The following is a 21,517-nucleotide window of genomic DNA, read 5'->3' on the forward strand; positions in this document are numbered from 1 at the left end:
CAGGTGTGGATCAACGCTACGAACTCGTCGACCTCGACGTCGACCGCGAGGTGGGGATCACCGCTCGCTACGCCGACGGCCATGTCGCTAGCTTCACCGTGCGCGAACTCCGTACCGCTTGTCCCTGTGCCACCTGCCGAGCGCTGCGAGAGCGAGGTGAGGCCGTCGGCCCTGCAACGGGAGAGCCGTTGACGATTTCCGACGCCGGGTTCCACGGTGGTTGGGGCCTCAACATCACCTGGAACGACGGTCATTCGACGGGGATCTACCCCTTCGAGTCCCTCCGGCGGTGGTCCGAGCGAGACCAGAGCCGCTGAAGCACTGATCCTCTCTGCGGCGTCCGTGACACGTCATCGGTCGGGTGACCGGTACGGTTGTCATCTGCCACCGACGCGGTGGGTCACAGCACAACCGATCGAGGGATATCCGCTGATGAGTGCGCTCCCGGTTCATCGCTGTGCAGACATCCTCTTGGCTCCCGACGCCCGCCGCGTGATCGCGAAGCCCTTCCTTCCCGGCGACGAGGTCCTCTCGGACGGGAGATCACGCTTCGAGGTCGTCGTGGAGCGCATCCTTGCGATGGACGAGCCGACGGTTCTGTCCACGCTCGGCTCGGTCCTCGCGGAGTTCGCTGGTCGTCACCGCGACCTCGACGCTGTTCTCCGCTCCAATTTCGACCTCGCCGCCGAACGGGTCGGGCTCTCCGACGTTCTGTCCGCCGAACGTGAGCTGTTGCTCGGCGCGTACTTCTCGCACGAGTACTCCATCGAGGCTGCCGCGCTCGGCAATCCGTCGATGGTCGCGGCCCCCGACCAAGCGGGATTGGGGCCGGGTGAGACGCGATTCATCATGAGCCTCCGAGCGGTCGGCGAAGGTCACATCTCTTCGATCGAGTTCCGGTCGGGTGTGATCGCCGCCGATTCCCACATCCGTGTCGACGCCGCCCGGCCGTTCGCCGAGACCGGGGCTCGATTGGAAACGAAGTACAACAAAGACTTCTTCGAAACGAAGCTGTACGAACTCGGTGCGATGAACCCATTCGCGCGGGGGGTCCTCGATGCCGTGGGCTCGCGTTTCGCCATGCCCGAATTGGCGGCCGCACTTCGGCGCCTCGAGAAGGGTGTCGACCATGCGACGGTGGTGGAAACGAGTCATGTCCTGCACTGGCTCGCATCGTCGAACTATCGAATCGCGTTTCCGCCGACGAGCGACATCTCCGAGCGGGTGATCTTTCCGCGGGGTCCGACCGAGAGCCACGGCATGGAAGACGTGCGCCTGGTCAGGTTCGTACACGACGACGGACGGGTCGTGTACTACGGGACCTACACCGCGTTCGATGGTCACCAGATCCTGCCCCAGCTCATCGAAACCGACGACTTCTCGACCTTTCGGATCGCCACCCTTCGAGGCCGATGCGCTCAGAACAAGGGCATTGCGCTGTTCCCCCGGAAGCTGGACGGCGAGTTCGTGGCGCTCGGCCGGCAGGACAACGTCAACAACTTCCTGATGCGGTCGCCCGACATCCGCGTTTGGCACGAGACCGACAAGATCCAGGAACCCAAGCAGCCGTGGGAGCTCATCCAGTTGGGCAACTGCGGATCACCGCTGGAGACCGACGCGGGATGGCTCGTCGTCACCCATGGGGTCGGTCCGTTCCGTCGCTACAGTCTCGGCGCGTTGCTCCTCGATCTGGATGATCCCAGTCGGGTGATCGGGCACCTGAAGGAACCGCTTCTCACACCTGCGGACGATGAACGCGAGGGCTACGTGCCCAACGTCGTCTACTCCTGCGGCAGCATGATCGTCGGCGATCGCCTGATCCTGCCCTACGGCTTCGCCGACGTGGGTGCCCGGATCGCGACGGTCCGGGTTGACGATCTCCTCAGCCGGTTGACCCAGCCGTAGCGCCGTCACGGCGGTAGCGCTGGTAGAGCCGAGCCAGGTGCGATCCGTCGTTCGTGTAGAACTCATCAGGCTCGATGTCCAACCAGCCAGTGTCTTCCGCCGGTGGTAGGTCGAGCGGACAGTTCGTCACCGCGGCCACCGAGGGCTTTGGCGTTCCGTCGGCTCGCCACATTCCGAATGACCGTTCGTGGGCAGCGTCGTCGAGCGGGGGACTGTCCCAGATGGACGGGTCGTAGTCGTTCGCGCACCAGAGCATCGCCCCTTTCGCACCGGCGATCTGAAGGTCGCGCAGGGCTCGATCGGTGAAGGCCGCCGCGGCCGCCTCGTCCACGAGAGACGTCGTCATCCCGAACTCGGTGAACACGACGTCGGCGCCGCCGCCGAGCCAACGGGTCACCCTGGTCAGGAAACCCAGGAGGTGTGCGTCGGTGGGCCCGTCCGCCCATGGTGCGTAGATCGGATAGCCGTGCATGGTGAGGAAGTCGCAGTACGCCGCCGCCTCGGCTGGACCGATCCTGCGGTCCTCCTCCAGGTCCTCCATGTGCAGCCCGATGGTCACCGCTGCGGTTCCGTCGGCCCCGCGAATCGCGTCGGTCATCTGTTCGAGCCAGGCGCGACCGGAAGCCCGATCGGGAGGGACGACGCAGTTCGAGTTCTCGTTGCCGAGATCCCAGGCCCACAGGGCGGGGTGTCCGGCGAGCGCGCGTGCGCTTTCGCGGGCGAGCAGCGCCTGGGCGGCCACGATCTCCGGGTCGGTGAACCAGCTCCGCAGCGTGCGTGCCGACGTCGACCCCTCGGTGACGACCCGGAAGCGTTGCGGCGTCTCGCGGGGTTCGAGCGCCCAGCCGGGGATCCAGTTCGCCCCGCTCATGTGGCCGGTGAACAGCGTCGGCATCAGGGCCAGGCCGGTGTCCGTCGCGAGGTTTGCAACGTCCACCAGGTTCTGGAGTTGCGCCGAGTTCACCATCGTCGGGCTGGGCTGGAAGTCCTCCCAGGTCAGGAAGATCCTGACCGAATCGAGCCCTGCGGCGCCGATACGGGCGAAGTCTCGGCGCACTTCCGTGGCATCGAAATGGCGCCACCAGCCCATCGCCGTGCGGGCCGGCCAGTAGTTGACGCCGACGGGAAAGGTCACACGGTCTCGGCGACCAGGCGGTCCGCATGCTGGAGAGTGGAAACCAACGCGAGGGTCGACTCGGCCCCCTGGTTCAGGTTGGCTCCCGTTGCCTGGAGGCCGTCGTACCCACCGCCGGTCAGCGGATCCCACATCGGTGTCGCGGCATCGTTGTCGCCGGCGAACCATCGGGCCGCCAGGTCGATGCCGTGCAACCACTCCTCCGCGCCGGTCACCGCGTGAGCCCGACGACAGGCGTCGGCCATGGCTGCGACCTCGATGGGTTGTTGGTCGAATGCGGGCGCCGAGTCCGTGGGCCCGGCGCCGCCGACCGGCGTGGGGGAGAGGTGTCCATCCACCGTTTCCCGGCGAAGTAGCCATCGCAGCATCGTGACCCCGTCCTCGAGGACGCGAGGTCGGCCGAGGAGATGGCCGGCGGCGAGCAACGCCTCGGCCAGCACCGCGTTCGCATAGTGGAGTCGTGGTTCGGGCCACGGCCAGAGGGGGTCCTCGGCGGGGGAACCGATCACGTCGACGACGTCGTGCAACAGGTGTCGGGCTTCGTCGTGGGAGGGGTCGATGGCCAGCACCTCGGCCGCGCCCAGCGCGGCGAAGGCCATCGACCGTGGCGACGGCGAACGTTGTTGGATGCCGTGGTCGAAGTAGGCCTGGGCGCTCTGCCGTAGCCACCCCTCGGACGTGTACCGGGCCGCAGATCCGAAGGCCCAGAGGCTTCGGCCCCAGCAGTCCTCGACCGAGTACGGACCGAACCAGCCGCCGTCGGCGTCACGTCGGTTGCGGACCTTGCCGTCGGTTCCCTGGGCGTCGGAGAGAAATCGCAGGGCGGTGCGGCCGAGCTCGAGGACCGGTCCGTCGGGTTCCGGCTCTCGGGCGACGACGACGAGGAGGCGGGCGACGTCGTCGGTGCAGTAGCCGTGCTCTCGCCTCGGCACGTGGAACTCGGCATGTTCGAACAGACCGATCCGGTCGCTCATCGCCAGGAGGTGGTCGAACCGCGACGCCGTCACGGTTCGACCGTCTGGCTCTCGGCCAGCAGCCGCGTGGCCAGAGCGTCGTAGCGGCCGGCGACCGCGGTCCAGCTCAGCTCGGGTGCCAGACGCCGGGCCTCGGCCGCCATCGAGGCTGCACGGTCCGGATCGGTCAGCACGGATCGGATCGCGGCCGACATCGCGCCGGCGTCGCCCTGGGGCACCACGATGCCGGCGCCACTGGCGAGCAGCTCGACGGCGTGGGGGAATGCCGTCGACACGACCGGCCGGCCGGCGGCGACCGCGTCGACCAGGACACCGGACGTGACCTGATCTCTCGAGTCGTAGGGCAGCACGACCACATCGGCGGAGCGGATGAGTTCGGTGAGCGACGCCAGGTCGCGATAGGTGTCGTCGAAGGAGATGTAGGGCGCGGCGGCGGAGGCGTCGGCACGGTCGATCAGCATCTGCCGATAGGACTGGCCCGACTGGGCGAGCACCTTCGGGTGGGTCGCCCCGGCGATGACATAGCGGGGAGGGGGTGTGAGGTCGACGAGGTCGGCGACCGCGTCGATGGCCCACTCGATGCCCTTGCCGGGACCGAGGAGACCCCAGGTCAGCAGACGTGGTGCTCGGGTCGCCGACGCCGAACGTGCTGTCGGCGCGTCGGCCGGCGGGGTGGCGGCGCCGTGGGGGATCACCGTTACCTTCGACGCGTCGACGTCGAAGCACGCGTCCAGGCGGATCCGAGCAGTCTCGGTCATCACCACGACGGCATCGGCTCGCTCGCAGGCTTGTTCGAGGACGAACTTCTGGTTGGCGGTGGGCGTGCTCAGCACCGTGTGGGCCACGACGATCATCGGCACGACCACCCCGGCCAAGGTGTCGAGGAGGTCGCTGCCGTCCGGTCCGCCGTACAGGCCGTATTCGTGCTGGATGATCGCCACGTCGGTGGCGTTGAGCACCTCGACCGGCGCCGCGAAGCCGCTCGATCCGTCCACGTCGAGGGTGCCGATCACCGATGCATCCTCCAGCTTCGGGGTGGCACCGCAGCGAACGACATCGACGGTGCCGCCGTTGGCGATGACGCCGGCGGCCAGCGCCGCGGAGAAGGTGGCGATGCCGCACTCGGTCGGGGGAAACGTCGAGAGAATCCCGAAACTGCGGGGGCCCGGGGGGGAGCTGGGCATGGTTGACCTCCGATGTCGGCTCGGTCAAGAAGCCGGGCCTGCGGAGGGCGACAAGCCGAGATGGCCGTCCAGCCCAAGCGGGGCACACTCTTCCAAGAGGTGACGTCACTCTACCCCGACACGTTCCGCGATCGCAGTCGGTACCGTCGGCCTTGTCACCGATTCCGATACCTCCGCCGCTCTGCCGGCTCTTCGTCTCGCGGTGCTCTCGCCGATTGCCTGGCGCACCCCGCCACGTCACTACGGTCCGTGGGAGCTCTTCGCCTCGATCCTCACCGAGGGCCTGGTCGCGCTCGGCCATGACGTGACGCTGTTCGCCACTGCAGATTCACTCACGCGTGGTCGGCTCCGAGCCACGGCCCGCACCGGGTGGTCCGAAGCTGACGACATCGATCCCAAGGTCGCCGAGTGTGTCCACATCGCCGACGTCTTCGAGCGCGCCGACGATTTCGACATCATCCACAACGGGTTCGACTTCCTGCCGCTCACCTACAGCGGCCTCGTCGACACCCCCGTCGTCACGACGATCCACGGCTTCTCCTCGGAACGGATCGTGGACGTGTACGAGCGCTACGACTCGACCACCACCTATGTCGCGATCAGCGACGCCGACCGTCAACCGCGGCTGCACTACGCGGCGACGATTCACCACGGCATCGATACCGAGGCGTTCGCCGTCGATCCCGATCCGCGAGACCACCTGCTCTTCTTCGGGCGGATCCACCCCGACAAGGGCACGGCCGAGGCGATCGCCGTGGCCCGACGAGCGAATCGTCCACTCGTCATCGCAGGGATCATCCAGGACCAGCGCTACTTCGACGAAGAGGTCGCCCCCCACATCGACGGCGAGTCCGTCCGGTTCCTCGGTCCCGTCGGCGCCGACAACCGCGCTCGTGTCCTCGGTGGCGCGCATGCCCTGCTCCATCTCATCGACTTCGACGAACCGTTCGGCTTCAGCGTCGTCGAAGCCATGGCGTGCGGCACGCCGGTCATTGCCTACGACCGGGGATCGATGCCCGAGCTGATCGACGATGCCCAGACCGGGTTCATCGTGCCCGACGCCGAAGGGGCTCTGGCGGCCATCGAGCGGGTCGGCGCCCTCGACCGGGCCGCCATCCGTGCGTCGACGGTCCGCCGATTCAGTTCGGCATCGATGGTCGACGCCTATGTCGCCGTCTACCGATCGGTACTCGCCGCACCCGGACCCGCAGGCCATGCTGGTACAGCGTGACGACGAACCGGATGATTCGGTCCGACCGCCACCCCTCGGACGACGTGGCGGCCGGGGTTTCAGTGGAGCTGATGGGAATCGAACCCACGACCCCCTGCTTGCAAAGCAGGTGCTCTAGCCAACTGAGCTACAGCCCCGAACGAGCCGATGCTAGCGCCACGATCAGTGGGCACGGTCGAGGTATCCATCAAAACCCGACGACGGTGACCGACCGTGGGGGGCAGTTCGTCGTACCTGATCGCACGCACCAGCGGAGTTCCTCATGAAGCGCACCAATGCTCGCCCTCGTCGGCCTCGTCCTCACACTCTTCGCGTCGGGCTGTGCCGATGAGGGCAACGTCTTCTCGCTCGAGGTCGGCGACTGCTTCGGTGCGATCACGGACACCCAGTTCTCCGACGTCTCGATCGTCGAGTGTTCCGAGCCGCACGAGCATGAGGTCTTCGCAGTGTGGAACGTCGCCGGCGACACCCTGCCGTCACAGCAGGACATGACCCAGGGCTGCATCGGGGAACGGTTCGAGGACGCGATCGGCATTCCCTACGACGACTCGGAGCTCTTCGCCGCGGCGATCACCCCGAGCGCCGAAGGGTTCGACAACGGCGACCGCGAGGTCATCTGTTACTCGGCGGAGTTCGACGAGTCGAACGAGCTCCTCCAGGTCGCCGGCTCGGTGCTCGGCTCCAACCGATAGTCCCGACGGTCAGCTGATCCCGACCGCCCGCGGGCGCTGCCCGGCATCCGGTCGTCCTTCCACGTGCCGTCCGATGGTCGCCGTGGTCAGGAAGGTGGCAGTATCGCCGCCATGGATTCACGTGCGCTCAAGACCAACTCGATGGACGACTTCGATCTGCGGATGTCCGAGGAGAGTCGACCCTTCTTCGAGCAGGTCGTCGAGTTCTTGGAGACCGTCGTCGAGCCGATGCAGCGTGAGTTCGCCAAGGCCGGCGAGGGCCGTGCCGATCGCTGGTCCTACACCGACCGCCAACTGGAGTTGCTCGAGGGAGCGAAGGACGAAGCGAAGTCACGCGGGCTGTGGAACTTCTTCCTGCCCGACACCGGCCAGGGGCTGTCCAACCTCGACTACGCCTACCTCGCCGTGGAACTCGGCAAGTACCCGCTCGGGTCCGAGTCGCTCAACTGCTCGGCCCCCGACACCGGCAACATGGAGGTGATCGAGCGCGTCGGCACTCCCGAGCAGAAGGAACAGTGGCTCGAACCGCTGCTCAACGGTGAGATCCGCAGCTGCTTCGCGATGACCGAGCCCGGCGTGGCTTCGTCCGACGCGAAGAACGTGCGATGCCAAGCGGAGCGCGACGGCGACGAGTACCTCATCAACGGCGAGAAGTACTACATCTCCGGCGCCGGCGACCCCCGCTGCAAGATCATGATCCTGATGTGTCAGACGAGCCCGGACGGCCCGCCGCACCGCCGCCAGTCGCAGATCCTCGTGCCCATGGACACGCCCGGTCTCGAGATCCTCGGGCCGATGCACGTCTTCGGTCAAGACGATGCCCCTCACGGCCACATGCACATCCGGCTGACCGACGTGCGGGTGCCGGCCAGCAACATCCTGTGGGACGAGGGTGAGGGGTTCGCCATCTCCCAGCTGCGGCTCGGCCCCGGTCGGATCCATCACTGCATGCGCGGCATCGGCGCGGCCGAGAAGGCGCTCGACCTCATGTGTCGTCGCGGCCTCACCCGAGAGGCGTTCGGAAAGCCGATCGCGAAGCTCGGAGGCAACACCGAGATCATCGGGCGGGCCCGAGCCGAGATCGAAGCGATGCGGATGATGGTGCTGCGCGCCGCGAAGACGATGGACACGCTGGGGAACCAGGAGGCCCGGATCTGGATCTCGGCGATCAAGGCGATGGTCCCCGAGCGGGTCTGCAAGATCATCGACCAGGCGATCCAGATGCACGGTGCCACCGGGGTGTCGCAGTGGACGCCGCTGGCCGGGATGTACGCCAGCCAGCGCACCATCCGCCTCGCCGACGGTCCCGACGAGGTCCACTGGATGGTCGTCGGCCGCGCCGAGCTGTCGTCCTACGACGGCCTCGAGATCCCCTTGAACCCCACCTCACACGCCGACCCCGCCCTCACCGAAGCCTGGGACGACGACAACTCCTTCAACTTCTCCGGCCCCTCCTGACCAGGCCTTTTGGGGTCAGACCCCCGTTGCGGTTCGCCCGTTGCGGTTCGTCTGTCGAGCATCCGGCGAGGTCAGGTCGGCCAGAGGCGAGGGTTGCCCTCGCTCGTGGCCAGGAAGCCGGGGGACAGGCCGCCCAGCCAGGTGCGCAGATCGAACTCCTGCTCGGGGCTGTCGGGTGCGGTGACGCGAGCGCCGTCGGCGAACCAAATGACGGTCATCACCGGTCGCATCCGGTCGGTGGGGTTGGGCCCGGCCGAGTGGATCGTCCAGCCGCGATGGAATGTCGCGTCGCCGGCCCTGAGCGCGCCGTGGGTCGTGGTCGATCGGCCACCGGCGTCGATCGACCGTTGGACCGCCTCGTCGCTGGCGTCGGAGATCTCGCCGGCACCCACATTGCCATCGAGATGGGAGCCATCGACGAAGATCATCGACCCGACGGCCGGGTCGAGATCGACGAGCGGCATCCACATGGTGACGATGTCATCGGTGTCGAGCGGCCAGTAGTTCTGGTCCTGGTGCCACGGTGTGCGACCGCCACCGGGCTCCTTGAAGAGCGCTTGGTCGTGGTAGAGACGGACACCGTCGACGCCCATCAGCTCGGCGGCGACGCGGGCGAACCGCGGCGATTCGACGAAACCGCGAACGGGTTCGTGGACCGACCGGAGCGCCACCGCCTGCAAGAACGCCTTGCCGTAGGTGTCGCGCTCCTCGATCGGCGTGGGCGCCGGGTGCCAACGGTCGACGCCCGCCTGGATCTCCGGCAGGTACGCGGCACACTCCTGCTCGTCTGCCAGAGCCCGCACACAGCAGTGCCCGCGTTCGGTGAACTCCGCGACGACCGACGGATCGAGTTCGTGAGGCTGGTCCAGCGCCGGGAGAGGCATCGACCCGGGGCAGGGGTCAGGGGGCCAGCGGGCGGCCGAAGGGGAGCGATTCCTGCCACGTCGACAGGAATGTCTCGGCCTCATAGCACGCGGCGAGGAACGGACCGTCGTCGTGGGTCTTGAACTCGGCGGTGAGGTCGCCGATGTCCTCGACGATGCCGGCGAGGATCTCGGCCTCGCTGCGGTTGGCGTCGCCCCACAGTGCCAGCGTCGACCCGGCCAGCGACACGAAGTCGGCAGGCACGGCGACACCCGATCGGCCCAGTACGGCCAGCGCCCGGGCGGTGAGTGCCACTCGACCCGAGGCCACGACAGCGCTGGCTTCGCCGATCTGGGCCGCGACCTCATGGTCGACCACCCCCATCTTGGAGCCGACGAACCACACCTGTGCGCCGCTGCCGAAGATGGACATCGGGTGGCCGACCTCCCCCAGGTCCTCGACCATGTCGGCGCCCTTGGCGCGCCATCCGTCGATCAGGTCGTCGGCGGCGAACCCGCCGGATTTCGTCACGGTGCCCGTGGCGGTGGCGATGGCCGAGACCACCCCGCCGCGTTCGATGACCGCAGCGGCGAGCGCGCCGCCGTTCTCGGCGAACCCCTCGATCGCCACGGACTTTCCGCTGAGACCGGATGCCGCATGGTGCGCCGTCACCGCGGCGCTCAATCCCTCGCAGCGGTCGGCGAAGTTCGGGCTGTCGCCGGCGAGGCGACCGGTGTCGCGTTCGTCGGCCTCACGCAGCGCTGCGAGATCGCTCTCCTCGACACCCTTGGCCGCGTCGGGGAGATACGTGCCGGCGGCCACGAGCTCGGCACACTCGGTGGCGAAGGCGCTGACCGCGTCGGCGCGATCGGGCCATTCGGCGCTGATGCCGGCTGACGCGCCGCCTCGCTTCATGCCGAGGATCGCGTAGGTGTAGGTCTGCGAGCGAGCGAGGTCCTGCGCGCCACCCTGGAGCACCTTGCGGGCCCAGCGGACCGGACCCGACGACGCCTCGGCGGTCTCGAGGTCGATGGCGACGAACGCGTCGGTGGAGCTGAACTTGTGGATGCGCACGACGCCGAGCGTAGGTGACGCGCCGCAGCCGCGACGGATTCGCGCTAGTCGCCGTCGGCCCGGCCGCCGATCCGCTTGATGACCTTGGCCGGCACCCCACCGGCGACGCAGTGCGCGGGCACGTCCTGGTTGACGACCGCGCCCGCTGCGATCACCGCATTGCGCCCGATCGTGACCCCGGGCAGCACGACCGCGCCATGACCGATCCAGCTGCCGTCGCCGATGCGTACGGGACGGTGGTCACCCAGCTGTCGACCGATCGGCGTGTCCGGATCGTCCATCCCGTGGTTGGCATCGGTCACGAACACGTCCTGACCGAACCACACGTCGTCGCCGATCTCGATCGACTCGTGGGCGGTGATGCCGCAGCGGATGCCGATCACGCAGCGGTCACCGATGACCAACGCCCGTGCCGGGGTCAGATGCTCCGAGCCCGGGTAGCCGGCGCTGAGTGTGGCGTAGGGGGCGATCATGGTGCCGGCTCCGATGTGGATCTGGCCGGGTCCGACCAGGGCGGACATCGGAAAGGCGATCACACTGCCCTCGCCGATCGCGCCGAAGCGATCGCTGCGGGCCGACCCGGGATGGATCCCACCCGTCGACTGCACGACTCGCCAGCCGCGGTGCACGGCCTCGCCGGCGATCCGGCGCATCCGTCGGCGAAGCAGGACGACCGGCGCAGCGGACATGAGCGACATCGTCGGACACTAGGCCAGCGCCGGCTCCGGGCCCCGGCTGCAGCTACCGTCAGCCCATGGCCGAGGAACTGGTGCCCGTGTTCCGTGTCGCCGATGCCGCGGCGGCAGCCGAGTGGTATCAGCGGTTGGGATTCACCGTGATCGGTGAACACCGCTTCGCGCCCGACCTCCCGTGCTACATGTTCCTGGCCCGCAACGGGGTACATCTGCACCTGTCGGAACACACCGGCGACGCGAGACCCGACACGCTCGTCTACTTCTATGTCGACGATGTCGATGTCATCGCCGACGAATTCGGTGTCACCGTCGAGACGCAGCCCTGGGCCCGTGAGATCGAGCTCCGTGACCCGGACGGCAACCGTCTGCGGATCGGCACGCCGGTCTGACCACTATCGGTGAGGGGCGACAGGAACTACCGTTGCACGATGGGGGTTCGGTCACGGAGCGGCGCAGTCGGACTGGTGCTCGCGCTCGGCGGGTCACTGATCTCGATCGGTAGCGTCGCTGCGGAGGACACCCCGCCGGCTGCGCCCACACCGGCGGAGGCGGAGGAGGAGCTTCTCTACGCCACCGAGGGCAACCGTCTGCGACGGTTCGACATCGACACGATCGGCACGGCCGATGTCGCCCAGGACGTGCTCGTGGACACCGCGGCCGATGAACCCACCGGCGGGCGCGACGTCAACGGAGAGATCTGCTTCCTGCCCGACGGGTCGGGCCGATTCGTGCTCGGCGAGGACACGGGCCAGCCGAACCCGCCGGCCGGATGGGGCATCTTCTCTCCCGATGGTGCGCAGCTGGCGAAGCTGACGGCGACCTACTTCGAGTCCGGCGCCGAGCCCCACGGCTGCGAGTTCGCGCCGGATGGCGCCCTCTTCACCAGCGAAGTCGGCTTCCAGGGGTTCGGCACCGCCAACGGCCAGCTGCTGATGTGGTTCGACATCGACAGCCCCACGCCCACCTTCTGCAAGATCGCCACCGATCTCGGCACGGCCGGATCGGTGACGATCGACCACGACGGCCGGGTCTACGTCTCGCAGTCGTCGGGCCTCTCCATCGAACGGTTCAGTCCGCCCTTCCCGACCGCGGCGACGCCGGCGGGCGGGTGCGGTGGGGCTGACTCGACCGGGGCTCCGGTGGCCGACACCGTTCAACGGGAGACCTTCGCGTCCCCGGGCGACGGCATGCTGACGTTCTCGGGCCTGGCCGTCGCCCCGAATGGCAACATCTACGCCGGGAGCGTGCTGACCGGCAACATCGCCGAGTACGCGCCCGACGGTTCGCTCGTTCGAATGATCCTCCTCACCGACGAGACCGCGTTGCCGATTTCGACCGGACACCCCCAGGGACTCGCCGTGGGCTCCGATGGCACGCTCTACTACGCCGATCTCGATCTGCGCGGTTCGCTTCCCGACGTCGGGCCGGGCCCCGACGGCAAGGTGCGTCGGATTCGTTTCGATCTCGACGGCGAACCCCTCGATCCGGAGATCGTGCGCGACGGACTGGCCTTTCCCGACGGGCTCGGCATCGGCCCCGGTGACCTCGAGACACCAGAGGTCGAGATCGGTCCGTGGCCGACGCACGCCGGCGGGCCCGACCGTCAGTTCTTCAACGCTGACGAGCAGTGGCTCACCGCGGAATCGGTCGGGCGGCTCGTGGAACGCTGGCGATTCCCGGCCGATGCCGTCGTCACCGCGTCGCCGTCGGTGGCCGACGTCGCGATGACCGACGGTTCGAGCCGGCGCATCGTGTTCGTGTCGTCGTGGGACGGGTTCATCTACGCGATCGACTGGGCCACCGGCGCCGAAGTCTGGCGCTTCGCATGGGACGAGCAGCCGGGCGCGTCGTTCCCGGCCGCGGGTTCGACCACGCTGGCGACGGTCGGCCAAACCACGCTCGTCATCGTCGGGGCCGGTGAGAATCTCTACGGGATCGATGCGGCCACCGGTGCAGAGGAGTGGCGGTTCACCGCCGGCACCGGTTGCGTCGATCCCGCGACGGGACTGCCGCCGGGACTCTGTGGCTTCTCGGGTGAACGCAACCAGATCGAGTCGACGCCGATCGTGGCCCACAACACCGCCTACTTCGGCATGGACGTGAACGATGTGGCGACCGGAAAGGGCGGCTTCTACGCCGTCGACGTTCGGGACGGTTCGCTCGTCTGGTACTTCGACGTCGAGACGGGCATGACCTGTCGGGCCGATCCGAGCGACGACATCCGCCGTTTCGACGGCTACCACTCCGAAGCCGAACTCGGTCTGCCGACCGGGTTCTTGTCGTCACGCCCCGGGTGCGACTTCGATCGAGGCCCCACCGGCTGCGGCAACGTGTGGTCGTCGCCCGCCTACGACCCGATCCGCGAGGCGCTCTACTTCGGAACGAGCAATTGCGACACGGATCTCGACCCCGCCACGCCGGCGCCCACGCCGATCATGCCCGCCTACGACGAAGCCCTCGTCGCCATCGGGGTCGACGGGTCGCCGCTCTGGCGCTGGCGACCACGTGAAGTCGACAACGACGACCTCGCCTTCGGTGCCGCCCCGAACCTCTTCTCGATCGAGGTCGGCGGCGCGTTGGTGGATGTCGTCGGCATCGGCGGCAAGGACGGCACGTACTACGTCCTCGATCGCGACGGCGTCAACGAGACGACCGGGCGGAGTTGGAACGACGACAGCCCCCGTGATCTGCCGTACTGGGAGACCAACGTCGTGCCCGGCGGCGCGATCGGCGGGATCATCGCCACCGCCGCGGTCGACGAGGACCGCCGACGCGTGGTCTTCTCCACGGCCCCGGGCTTCGACGTGTTCTCCCCACAGCGTCCGACCGTTCACGCGCTGGACCTCGACACCGGCGCGGTGGTCTGGCAGCACGCCGAGGAGGTCTTCCCCGCCGGTGATGCCAGCTACGCGCCCACGAGTGCGGTGCCCGGGGTCGTGATCGTGGGAAGCGTCGTCAGCCCTCACCTGCGGATGTTCGATGCCGACGACGGCAGCCTGCTGTTCGACGAGGTCGTCGGCAACTCTGCGACTTTCTCGGGTATCTCTTCGGGCGCCGCCGTCGTCGACGGCACGATCGTGGTGGGCTCGGGGATCGGGTCCCGGTCGAGCGGAGGGTCGAGCCCGGGCGATTTCGCGGCGGACACCCCCGCCGACATCGTCGCTCTCTGCGTGCAGGGCGCGCCCGGGTGCCCGGGGCCGCTTCCGAAGGTGGTGCCCGGATTCGTCGAGGTCGCCGAAGGCGAAGGTCCGACCACGGCACGCATTCCGGTGTCGCTGTCCTTCCCATCGGCACTCGAGGTGACGGCGTCGTGGTCGGTGATCGACGTCGGCGATCTCTCGCCCGGCGAGATCGTCAGCGCGTCGGGCACCGTCGTGTTCTCCCCGGGTGAGACCGAGACCTTCATCGATGTGGAGCTCGACGGCGATGAACTCGATGAGGTCGACGAGATCGGAGTGGTCGCGGTGGGAAAGCCCGTCAACGCGTCGATGGGTGGGTACTGGGGCCTCGGGTTCGTTCGGGTCATCGACGATGATCCGCCGCCTGCGGGCCGCATCGGCAACGGGCTCGCGAGGGAAGGCGACGGCACGCTGCGGATCCCCGTCCGGCTCTCCGGCATCAGCGGGAGCGACGTCGAGATGACCTGGGAGTACCGCAAGGGCAGCGCGGAGGTCGGATCCGACCTCGTCAGTGCGGCCGGGTCGGTACGGATTCCGTCTGGGGCCAGGGTCGGCTGGATCGAGGTCGAGTTGGTCGACGACGCGACACGCGAACGCCTCGAGTACGCGGTGTTCGAGTTGTCCGCCGCTGACGGCGTCGAGATCGGTCGTCGCTACGGGATCGGGCTGATCATCGACGACGACTGATCGTCGAGCCGATGCTCAGTCGTCGACGATCTCGATCGCGAACTCGGGGCAGTTGTCCGCCGCGAGCTGCGCCTTCTCCTCGAGTTCGGACGGGACGACGCCGTCGACCAGCAGGATCGCGTAGCCCTCGTCGTCGGTGTCGAACAGCTCGGGGGCGAGCATGTAGCAGCGGTTGTGGCCCTGGCAGGCGTCGCGGTCGTACTTGATCTTCACAGCTGTGACCCTAGTTCTCGTCGGTCGACGCGGCGGCCGGGCCGAGACGGACGGGCAACGAGCGGGGTCCGCGGACCTGGCCGGTCGACCAGGTGACGGCACCGGCGTCGGCGAGCTCGAAATCGGGGAAGGCGTCCATCCACTCTTCGAGGGCGACGCGCATCTCCATACGGGCCAGGTTGGAGCCCACGCAACGATGGATCCCGAGCCCGAACGCGGTATGGCGATTGCGCTGGCGGTCGATGATGAATTCCCCGGCATGCTCGAATGCCTCGGGGTCGCGATTGGCGGCCGGGAACGGCAGCAGGGTCCAGTCGCCTTCCTTCATCGGGCAGCCGCCGACCTCGACGTCTTCGGCGACGAGCCGGGCCATCGTGACCGGCGCGTAGAACCGCAGGAACTCCTCGAGCGCGAACGGTCGCACGTCGGGGTCGGTGATCCACCGCTTTCGGTCGACCGGGTGCTGGGCCATGTGCCAGAGGCTCGAGCCGATGCCCGACCAGGTGGTGTCGATGCCGGCGATGATCAACAGCGCGATGGTGCCGCGAACGTGTTCGTCCTGGAGGGCCATGCCATCGATGTCGGCAGTGCACAGGTAGCTGATCAGATCGTCGCCCAGGTTCTCTCGACGCTCCTTGACCCGGGTGTCGAGGTAGTAGTCGAGGGTGTCCTCCCACGATGCGACGGTGTTCTGGCCGGGCTCCTCCATGATGCGGTGGATGAACACGCGGAACTTGTCGCCGTCCTCGCGGGGCAGGCCGAGCATGTCGGCGATGACCTTCACGGGAATGTGCTGGGCGTACTCGGTGGCGGCGTCGACGGTGTCGAGGCCCCGGGTCTTGATGTCGTCGATCAGCTCACGGCAGGTGTCGCGAGCCGTGGATTCCCAGCCTTCGATGGCCTTGGGCGAGAAGAACTCGAGCAGGAACTTGCGGGCGATCGCGTGGAACGGAGGATCCGAGGTGATGGGCGGGGCGTAGCCCATGGGGCGGGGGGCCTCGGGACGCCAGTCGGTGACGATGATGCCCTGCGACGTGAAGTGGTGGGTGTCCTTCGCGATGGCCGCGACGTCCTCGTGGCGGGTCGGCAGCCAGGCGCCACCGAATCGTTCGGTGTGCGCAACCGGGCAGGTCTCGCGCAGCTCGTCCCAGATCTCGGGCGCCGCGGCAGCGTAGTCGGGGTGCGTGTGGTCGAAATCGGTCGCCCAATCGGCGATCGGTGGGCGTGGGACATCAGGCATCGGGACTCCCCAGAGGATTTACGCCGTAAGTCTACCCAGCCCTCATCGGCAGAAGTCCACCACATCTGACGGTTTTCAGAGGAGCCCGGTGTAGGGGTCGCTCGGGTGGCTGCCCGCTTCGAGGTCGGCGAAGCGGCGGCCGGCTGCGGGAAGGGTGAGTTCGTGGGTGAGCACCCAGAATTCGTCGTTCACGACGGCGTCGTGGACCCGGTCGGCGACGGTCGCCGTGGCGATGCCGGCCACGCTGATCACCTCCCGCAGCGGCGCCATGGTCGCGGCGGACGCAGCCGTCATCTCGACACCGTCGGTGCGGTTGCGTTCACTCTCGAAGATCTTCGTGTCGACCAGGTTCGGGCAGAGCACGCTGACCCCCACCCCCTGAGGATGGGTCTCGCGCCACAGCGCTTCGCTCATGCCGACCACTGCGTGTTTTGTGGCGCAGTAGAGACCGAGTGCGGCGTTGGTGACCAGGCCGGCCTCGCTGGCGGTGTTGACGATGTGCCCGACGCCCTGTTCGAGCATCAGAGGAACGAAGGCGGTGACGCCGTAGGCCACGCCGAGCACGTTGACGTCGACGGCCCAGCGCCAGTCGGCCGGCGTGGTCTCGGCCATCGGACCGCCGGGCGCCACGCCGGCGTTGTTGCACACGAGGTGTACGGCACCGAAGACCGACAGGGCCTGGTCGCGCAGCGATTCCACGGCATCGCTGTCGCGAACATCGGTCAGCACGCCGAGCACGCGGGCGCCGTCGGACTCGAGCCGGGTGGCCTCCCGGGCCAGGGTCTCCTCCTCGATGTCGGCCATGACCACCGACATCCCTGCGGCGACGAAGCGCTCGGTGAGCGCGAGGCCGATGCCGCCGGCGGCTCCGGTGATGACCGCGGTGCGGTCGGCGAGATCCTGCATGTCTGCCTCCTGAGATCGAGACCCGAGGTTAGGTGAAGCCGCGTCACCCCTCGCCGGCGAGGTGGCGAAGGCGCTGGAGTTCGGTGGCGCGCTCGCTGACCGCAGAGAGCGCGCCGAGGGCTTCGCGGAGGAGATCCGACGATTGGCTCTGGCGTGGTCGTTCGGCGATGACGATGAGGTCCGGGCCGTCGCGGCGGCTGAGCTTGCCCAGCGTGGTCGCGCCCCGGTCGGTGCGGGTGGTGACGACCGCAGCGTCGTTTGCCGGAAGCACGTCGAGCGCCCACGTGGCCATCGTTCCCGGCTCCGCGAGAGCGGAGTAAGGCGTGCTGCTCCAACGAGGCAGGGCGAACCGGTCGCCGTCCACGGCGACGATGGCCACGTTGTCGGCCTTCAGCAGCTCGCTGACCTCGCCCACCGCTCGGGACATCAACTCGTCGAAGCCGAGTGGCCCGCTGAGCGCGACCAGAAGGTGGCGAAGCGCGTGGGCGAGCTTCGTCGCCTCCACGGCGTCCTCCAGCGTCTTCACGTCGGCGGATCGGCGCTCGAACAGGAGCGTCATCGCGCCCACCAGGATGAGGGACGAGGCAACGAGGCATCGGTTGAGCACCGTCGCGGTGTCGATGTCGTTCGACGCGATCGCGTTGATGTAACCGGCGGCGACCGTCGCCCCGAGCGACGCGGCGAGTGTGAGCGACGTGAGCCGGCGAGACAGGAACGCAGCCGACAGCACGATCGGGATGTTGTAGATGATCGCGACCACGACCTGCTGAGGCGTGCTGAGATCGATCACCAGACCGCCGAAGACCAACGCCAGGCACGCGACCGTCGCCGGTGCGCGCCGTTGCAGCCGAGTTCTCACTGGCCCAAGTGTCGCCGGAGGGCCGCCAGGTCCTCGGTGCGGCCGATGACAACGATGCGGTCGCCCGGCTCCACCTCGTCCTCGGGTTCGGGGTGCACGACCACCTCACGGTCGTGGTGCACGGCGAGCACCTCGACGTGGAATCGTTCGGTGAGTGCGATCTTGGCCAGAGATCCCCGCAGGCGGTCGCGTACCTCGAGCTCGACGATGGCGTGGTCGGGGCCGACGTCGAGCGTGCCGATCTCGTTCGGCGAGGCCAGTTGTTGCGCGAGTCGTCGGCCCATGTCGTGCTCCGGGCGCACGATCTCATCGGCACCGACGCTCGCGAGCACGCGCGCGGCCGTGGCGTCGTTTGCCTTGCTGATCACATACTTCGCCCCCGCGGCCTTTGCGTTGACCGTCGCCAGGATGCTGGCCTCGAGGTTGTCGCCGATGGCGACGATGACGGTGTCGACCTCGTCGACCCCGATCTGGGCCAGGGCGACCTCGTCGGTGGCGTCGAGCACAGCGGCGTGGGTGACATCGTCCATGACCTGCTGGATCTCGCCCTCGTCGATGTCGACCGCGATGACATCGTGTCCGAGGTCGTGCAGCGTCCGGGCGACCGCCGCCCCGAAGCGGCCGATGCCGATGACCATGAACTGCCCGCTCATCAGCCGACCACCACATCTTCGGCCGGTCGCCGAACGCGCTGGGAGGGACCCGGGTCGATCAGGGCGATGGCGAAGGAGAGAAGGCCGACCCGGCCGAGGTACATGACAGCGATGAGGACCAGTCTGGCAGGCGTTCCCAGCTCTGGTGTTATCCCGGTCGAGAGGCCCACCGTGCCGAGCGCGGAGATCGTCTCGAACAGCAGCGCGCCGAGCTCGATGTCGGGTTCGAACACTGCGAGCAGGGTGACGGCGGCGCCTCCGGTCAGTGCGGCCACCACCACGATGGAGGCAGCCCTGATCTGGGTTGTCGAACTGATGGTGCGGCCGAATGCGGTGGCCTCGCGGCGCCCACGGATGACCGACCAGACCGACGCGACGAGAACGAAGACCGTGACCGTCCTGACGCCGCCCGCCGTCGACCCGGGGTTGCCGCCGATGAACATCAGCAACATGGTCACCAGGAGTCCGGCCGTGGTCATCTCGCCGTAGTCCAGGGTGTTGAACCCCGCCGTGCGGGGGGTGACCGACTGAAAGAGCGACGCGAGAAGTCTGCCGCCCGTGTCGAGGGGACCGAGCGTCGCCGGGTTCGCCCATTCGACCATCAGGATCAGCGTCGTGCCGGCAGCCGTGAGAAAGAAGGTGCTCACGAGTGCGATCTTCGTGTGCAGTGCGAGTGATCGGCGGCGACTCCCGCGGTTGAGGAGCCACTTGAGCACGTCGGACGTGACGACGAACCCCAGGCCACCAACCACGATCAGTCCCGCGATCGTGAGGTTCACGACCGGATCACTGACGTAGGCCACGAGGCTGTCGGTGTTGAGCGAGAAGCCCGCGTTGTTGAAGGCGCTGACGCTGTGGAACACGGCCGACCAGAGGCCGGCATCCGTCGTCTCTGTCGTCGAGAAGCGCAACCACAGGACCAGGGCGCCGATCGATTCGGCCACGACCACGAGCACGGCTACCGCGCGGAGATGGGTCAGCACACCCCCGAGATCGGTGACGCTGAGTTGCTCCTTCACCACGTGGCGGGTGCCGACGCCGAGGCGGCGACCGGTCGCGAGGGCGAGCAGGGTGCCGATGGTCAGCAACCCGAGCCCGCCCAGCTGGAACAACGTCAGGATCACCGCTTGACCGAAGGCGGTGAAATCCGACCCGGTGTCGACGACCGCGAGACCGGTGACGCACACGGCGCTGGTCGAGGTGAAGAAGGCCTCGACGAAACCCACCGATCCGTCGTGTGATGCGAACGGCAGCATGAGCAGGACCGTGCCGACGGTGATCAGGACGATGAACGAGGCGGCGACGACCTGCGGCGGTCGTGCGGCGACGGGGCGGGGCACGGAGGGATCCTACGGTCGGTCAGATGGCCGGTCGGCCCTTGCGCGAAAACCACGCAGCCAATCCGAGGATGAACCCGAGCACGCCCACGAAGATCAGTGCCTCGGGGAACAACGACGAACGCGGATCGCCGAGCTGGTCCTGGATCTGCGCGGCCGTGGGTGGGCCGGCGTCGGCCGGAGCGACGGCACTCGGAAGGGCGACGTCGTCGATCTCGGCCAAGGGCTTGGCGCTGGAACACGGCCCCGCCAGGAGGAACCCGTCTTCGAGCGCGGGGCCATCGCCGACATCGAGGCTCGCATAGACGAGGTAGGCCTCGCCGGCGACGAAACCGCCGTTGCCGCACTCGTCCGCGAGGTAGGTGGCGATGCCCTGCTCGCGGACGACGTCGCCCTTGAACACGTCGCTCACCTCGAACAGCGCCACCTCGTAGCCGGACCCGCCGTCGCGGGCCTCGTGCAATCGCTCGACCTGGCCGATGAACACGGCGTCGGCGACCTCGAAAGCGGTGTCGTCGTCGAAGGGATCGCACTGACATGCGCCGGCCGGGGAGGCCGAGGCCAGCACCGTCGTCGACAGGACGATGGCGAACACGAACGACAGGGGCAGCAATCGGTGCATCTAGGTCTCCCGGCTTCGTTTGGCGACACGCGACGCAATGAAGGCGCCGACGATGCCGACGACGATGAAGCCGATCACGAACACGCCGCCGCCGGTGAACGGCTCGGCGAGTTCCTCGGTCGCGTTGGTGGGCGCGACGAGCGTGGTGGTGGTCGTCGGCGCGTCGGCGATCGGGGCCACGGCGTCGACCGGCGGGTCGAGATCGAGGGCTGTGTTTCCGGCGGGACGCGTGCCGCCGCACAGGCCTGCCCGGAGATCACCGATCGGGTAGCCGGGGGTGTCCTCGGTGCCGTCGATGACGTCGGCGAACACGAAATAGGTACCGCCGATGTTCGTGGTCGGGGTGCAATCGCTCGCCTGACCGTCGGTGTAGATCGACTGAGTCTGGCGGGCGTCGCCCTTGAAGACGCCGGAGACGTCGAAGTCGATGACCGCAAGATCGAGGTCGACCTGCTCCGCGGCGACCGTGCCTTCGAAAACGACATCGGCCTGCTCGAATGCCTGCTGGTCGGTGCTCTCGGCGCAGCTGCAGGCACCGGCCCCGGGCGTCGACCACACGAAGACGGTGCTGAACACCATGGCTGCCAGCAGCAGACGGGCGAACCGCAA

The 21,517-nt window shown here is 68.0% G+C and carries 21 protein-coding genes and 1 tRNA gene; 7 read left to right on the forward strand and 15 right to left on the reverse strand.

Translation table 11 applies throughout. From position 1 onward, the window contains the following. The first annotated feature begins 5 nt into the window (after positions 1–5). A complete protein-coding gene (locus tag RIB98_11915) occupies positions 6–317 on the forward strand; it encodes a DUF971 domain-containing protein (protein ID MEQ8841678.1) in 312 nt (103 codons plus the stop codon). A gap of 115 nt (positions 318–432) precedes the next feature. After that, positions 433–1,905, forward strand: coding sequence for a glycoside hydrolase family 130 protein (locus tag RIB98_11920; GenBank protein MEQ8841679.1), 1,473 nt, complete (start codon positions 433–435; stop codon positions 1,903–1,905). Here RIB98_11920 and RIB98_11925 read toward each other — a convergent pair. The 3 genes from RIB98_11925 to RIB98_11935 are packed head-to-tail and all read right to left on the reverse strand — an operon-like array spanning position 1,883 to position 5,198. Continuing rightward, a complete protein-coding gene (locus tag RIB98_11925; protein MEQ8841680.1) occupies positions 1,883–3,040 on the reverse strand; it encodes a cellulase family glycosylhydrolase in 1,158 nt (385 codons plus the stop codon). The genes RIB98_11920 and RIB98_11925 overlap by 23 nt on opposite strands. Beyond that, complete coding sequence (locus tag RIB98_11930) at positions 3,037–4,047, reverse strand: hypothetical protein (GenBank protein ID MEQ8841681.1); 1,011 nt, start codon at positions 4,045–4,047, stop codon at positions 3,037–3,039. Before RIB98_11930 ends, RIB98_11925 begins: the two co-directional genes overlap by 4 nt. Further along, positions 4,044–5,198, reverse strand: a complete 1,155-nt coding sequence (locus tag RIB98_11935) for a glycosyltransferase (GenBank protein ID MEQ8841682.1) — start codon at positions 5,196–5,198, stop codon at positions 4,044–4,046. The genes RIB98_11930 and RIB98_11935 overlap by 4 nt, the downstream gene beginning before the upstream one ends. Positions 5,199–5,400: 202 nt before the next feature. Between RIB98_11935 and RIB98_11940 the strand changes: the two genes are divergently transcribed. Then, positions 5,401–6,429, forward strand: coding sequence for a glycosyltransferase family 4 protein (locus RIB98_11940; protein ID MEQ8841683.1), 1,029 nt, complete (start codon positions 5,401–5,403; stop codon positions 6,427–6,429). 63 nt (positions 6,430–6,492) lie between these two features. Here RIB98_11940 and RIB98_11945 read toward each other — a convergent pair. Next, positions 6,493–6,566 (reverse strand) — tRNA-Ala (locus tag RIB98_11945). A 138-nt stretch (positions 6,567–6,704) separates the two neighbouring features. Here RIB98_11945 and RIB98_11950 point away from each other — a divergent pair. Both RIB98_11950 and RIB98_11955 read left to right on the forward strand, forming a co-directional pair. Continuing rightward, positions 6,705–7,121, forward strand: a complete 417-nt coding sequence (locus RIB98_11950) for a septum formation family protein (GenBank protein MEQ8841684.1) — start codon at positions 6,705–6,707, stop codon at positions 7,119–7,121. A 111-nt stretch (positions 7,122–7,232) separates the two neighbouring features. Continuing rightward, positions 7,233–8,579: an acyl-CoA dehydrogenase family protein gene (locus RIB98_11955; GenBank protein MEQ8841685.1), complete on the forward strand. Its 1,347-nt coding sequence runs from the start codon at positions 7,233–7,235 to the stop codon at positions 8,577–8,579. A 71-nt stretch (positions 8,580–8,650) separates the two neighbouring features. On the opposite strand, the gene RIB98_11960 is transcribed toward RIB98_11955, so the two are convergent. Genes RIB98_11960 through RIB98_11970 form a run of 3 tightly spaced genes read right to left on the reverse strand, consistent with a single transcriptional unit; the run spans position 8,651 to position 11,215 of the window. Continuing rightward, the gene (locus tag RIB98_11960; protein ID MEQ8841686.1) at positions 8,651–9,463 is read right to left on the reverse strand and encodes a phytanoyl-CoA dioxygenase family protein; all 813 of its coding nucleotides are present in this window, start codon (positions 9,461–9,463) and stop codon (positions 8,651–8,653) included. 16 nt (positions 9,464–9,479) lie between these two features. Next, on the reverse strand, positions 9,480–10,517 hold the full coding sequence (locus RIB98_11965) for a hypothetical protein (GenBank protein MEQ8841687.1): 1,038 nt from the start codon (positions 10,515–10,517) through the stop codon (positions 9,480–9,482). Positions 10,518–10,561: 44 nt separating this feature from the next. Then, positions 10,562–11,215 (reverse strand): acyltransferase, encoded by a 654-nt coding sequence (locus RIB98_11970; protein ID MEQ8841688.1) that lies wholly within the window; start codon positions 11,213–11,215, stop codon positions 10,562–10,564. Between the two features lie 56 nt (positions 11,216–11,271). Here RIB98_11970 and RIB98_11975 point away from each other — a divergent pair, with 56 nt between their 5' ends. Both RIB98_11975 and RIB98_11980 read left to right on the forward strand, forming a co-directional pair. After that, on the forward strand, positions 11,272–11,601 hold the full coding sequence (locus tag RIB98_11975; GenBank protein ID MEQ8841689.1) for a glyoxalase superfamily protein: 330 nt from the start codon (positions 11,272–11,274) through the stop codon (positions 11,599–11,601). Positions 11,602–11,640: 39 nt separating this feature from the next. Beyond that, positions 11,641–15,078: a PQQ-binding-like beta-propeller repeat protein gene (locus RIB98_11980; protein ID MEQ8841690.1), complete on the forward strand. Its 3,438-nt coding sequence runs from the start codon at positions 11,641–11,643 to the stop codon at positions 15,076–15,078. A 15-nt stretch (positions 15,079–15,093) separates the two neighbouring features. Here RIB98_11980 and RIB98_11985 read toward each other — a convergent pair whose 3' ends face one another. From RIB98_11985 to RIB98_12020, 8 genes are all read right to left on the reverse strand, one after another. Next, entirely contained in the window at positions 15,094–15,291 is a 198-nt protein-coding gene (locus tag RIB98_11985; GenBank protein MEQ8841691.1) for a ferredoxin, read from the reverse strand. A 10-nt stretch (positions 15,292–15,301) separates the two neighbouring features. Next, complete coding sequence (locus RIB98_11990) at positions 15,302–16,531, reverse strand: cytochrome P450 (GenBank protein ID MEQ8841692.1); 1,230 nt, start codon at positions 16,529–16,531, stop codon at positions 15,302–15,304. Between the two features lie 75 nt (positions 16,532–16,606). Next, on the reverse strand, positions 16,607–17,437 hold the full coding sequence (locus RIB98_11995) for an SDR family NAD(P)-dependent oxidoreductase (protein MEQ8841693.1): 831 nt from the start codon (positions 17,435–17,437) through the stop codon (positions 16,607–16,609). Positions 17,438–17,480: 43 nt separating this feature from the next. Then, positions 17,481–18,296 carry a hypothetical protein gene (locus RIB98_12000; GenBank protein MEQ8841694.1) on the reverse strand — a complete coding sequence of 272 codons (816 nt, stop codon included), beginning with the start codon at positions 18,294–18,296 and terminating at the stop codon, positions 17,481–17,483. Then, a complete protein-coding gene (locus RIB98_12005; protein MEQ8841695.1) occupies positions 18,293–18,949 on the reverse strand; it encodes a TrkA family potassium uptake protein in 657 nt (218 codons plus the stop codon). The genes RIB98_12000 and RIB98_12005 overlap by 4 nt, the downstream gene beginning before the upstream one ends. Beyond that, positions 18,949–20,289, reverse strand: coding sequence for a TrkH family potassium uptake protein (locus tag RIB98_12010; GenBank protein MEQ8841696.1), 1,341 nt, complete (start codon positions 20,287–20,289; stop codon positions 18,949–18,951). Before RIB98_12010 ends, RIB98_12005 begins: the two co-directional genes overlap by 1 nt. 19 nt (positions 20,290–20,308) lie before the next feature. After that, positions 20,309–20,908 (reverse strand): hypothetical protein, encoded by a 600-nt coding sequence (locus RIB98_12015; GenBank protein MEQ8841697.1) that lies wholly within the window; start codon positions 20,906–20,908, stop codon positions 20,309–20,311. Beyond that, on the reverse strand, positions 20,909–21,517 hold the full coding sequence (locus tag RIB98_12020) for a hypothetical protein (GenBank protein MEQ8841698.1): 609 nt from the start codon (positions 21,515–21,517) through the stop codon (positions 20,909–20,911).

The organism is Acidimicrobiales bacterium, from assembly GCA_040219515.1.
Taxonomy (GTDB): Bacteria; Actinomycetota; Acidimicrobiia; order Acidimicrobiales; family Aldehydirespiratoraceae; genus JAJRXC01.

Coding starts and splice junctions, on each gene's coding strand:
- RIB98_12005 (MEQ8841695.1), bottom strand. CDS start 18,949: ATGAGCGGGCAGTTCATGGTCATCGGCATCGGCCGCTTCGGGGCGGCG.
- RIB98_11970 (MEQ8841688.1), bottom strand. CDS start 11,215: ATGTCGCTCATGTCCGCTGCGCCGGTCGTCCTGCTTCGCCGACGGATG.
- RIB98_11920 (MEQ8841679.1), top strand. CDS start 433: ATGAGTGCGCTCCCGGTTCATCGCTGTGCAGACATCCTCTTGGCTCCC.
- RIB98_11960 (MEQ8841686.1), bottom strand. CDS start 9,463: ATGCCTCTCCCGGCGCTGGACCAGCCTCACGAACTCGATCCGTCGGTC.
- RIB98_11955 (MEQ8841685.1), top strand. CDS start 7,233: ATGGATTCACGTGCGCTCAAGACCAACTCGATGGACGACTTCGATCTG.
- RIB98_11980 (MEQ8841690.1), top strand. CDS start 11,641: ATGGGGGTTCGGTCACGGAGCGGCGCAGTCGGACTGGTGCTCGCGCTC.
- RIB98_11935 (MEQ8841682.1), bottom strand. CDS start 5,198: ATGCCCAGCTCCCCCCCGGGCCCCCGCAGTTTCGGGATTCTCTCGACG.
- RIB98_12015 (MEQ8841697.1), bottom strand. CDS start 20,908: ATGCACCGATTGCTGCCCCTGTCGTTCGTGTTCGCCATCGTCCTGTCG.
- RIB98_11995 (MEQ8841693.1), bottom strand. CDS start 17,437: ATGCAGGATCTCGCCGACCGCACCGCGGTCATCACCGGAGCCGCCGGC.
- RIB98_11990 (MEQ8841692.1), bottom strand. CDS start 16,531: ATGCCTGATGTCCCACGCCCACCGATCGCCGATTGGGCGACCGATTTC.
- RIB98_11975 (MEQ8841689.1), top strand. CDS start 11,272: ATGGCCGAGGAACTGGTGCCCGTGTTCCGTGTCGCCGATGCCGCGGCG.
- RIB98_11950 (MEQ8841684.1), top strand. CDS start 6,705: ATGCTCGCCCTCGTCGGCCTCGTCCTCACACTCTTCGCGTCGGGCTGT.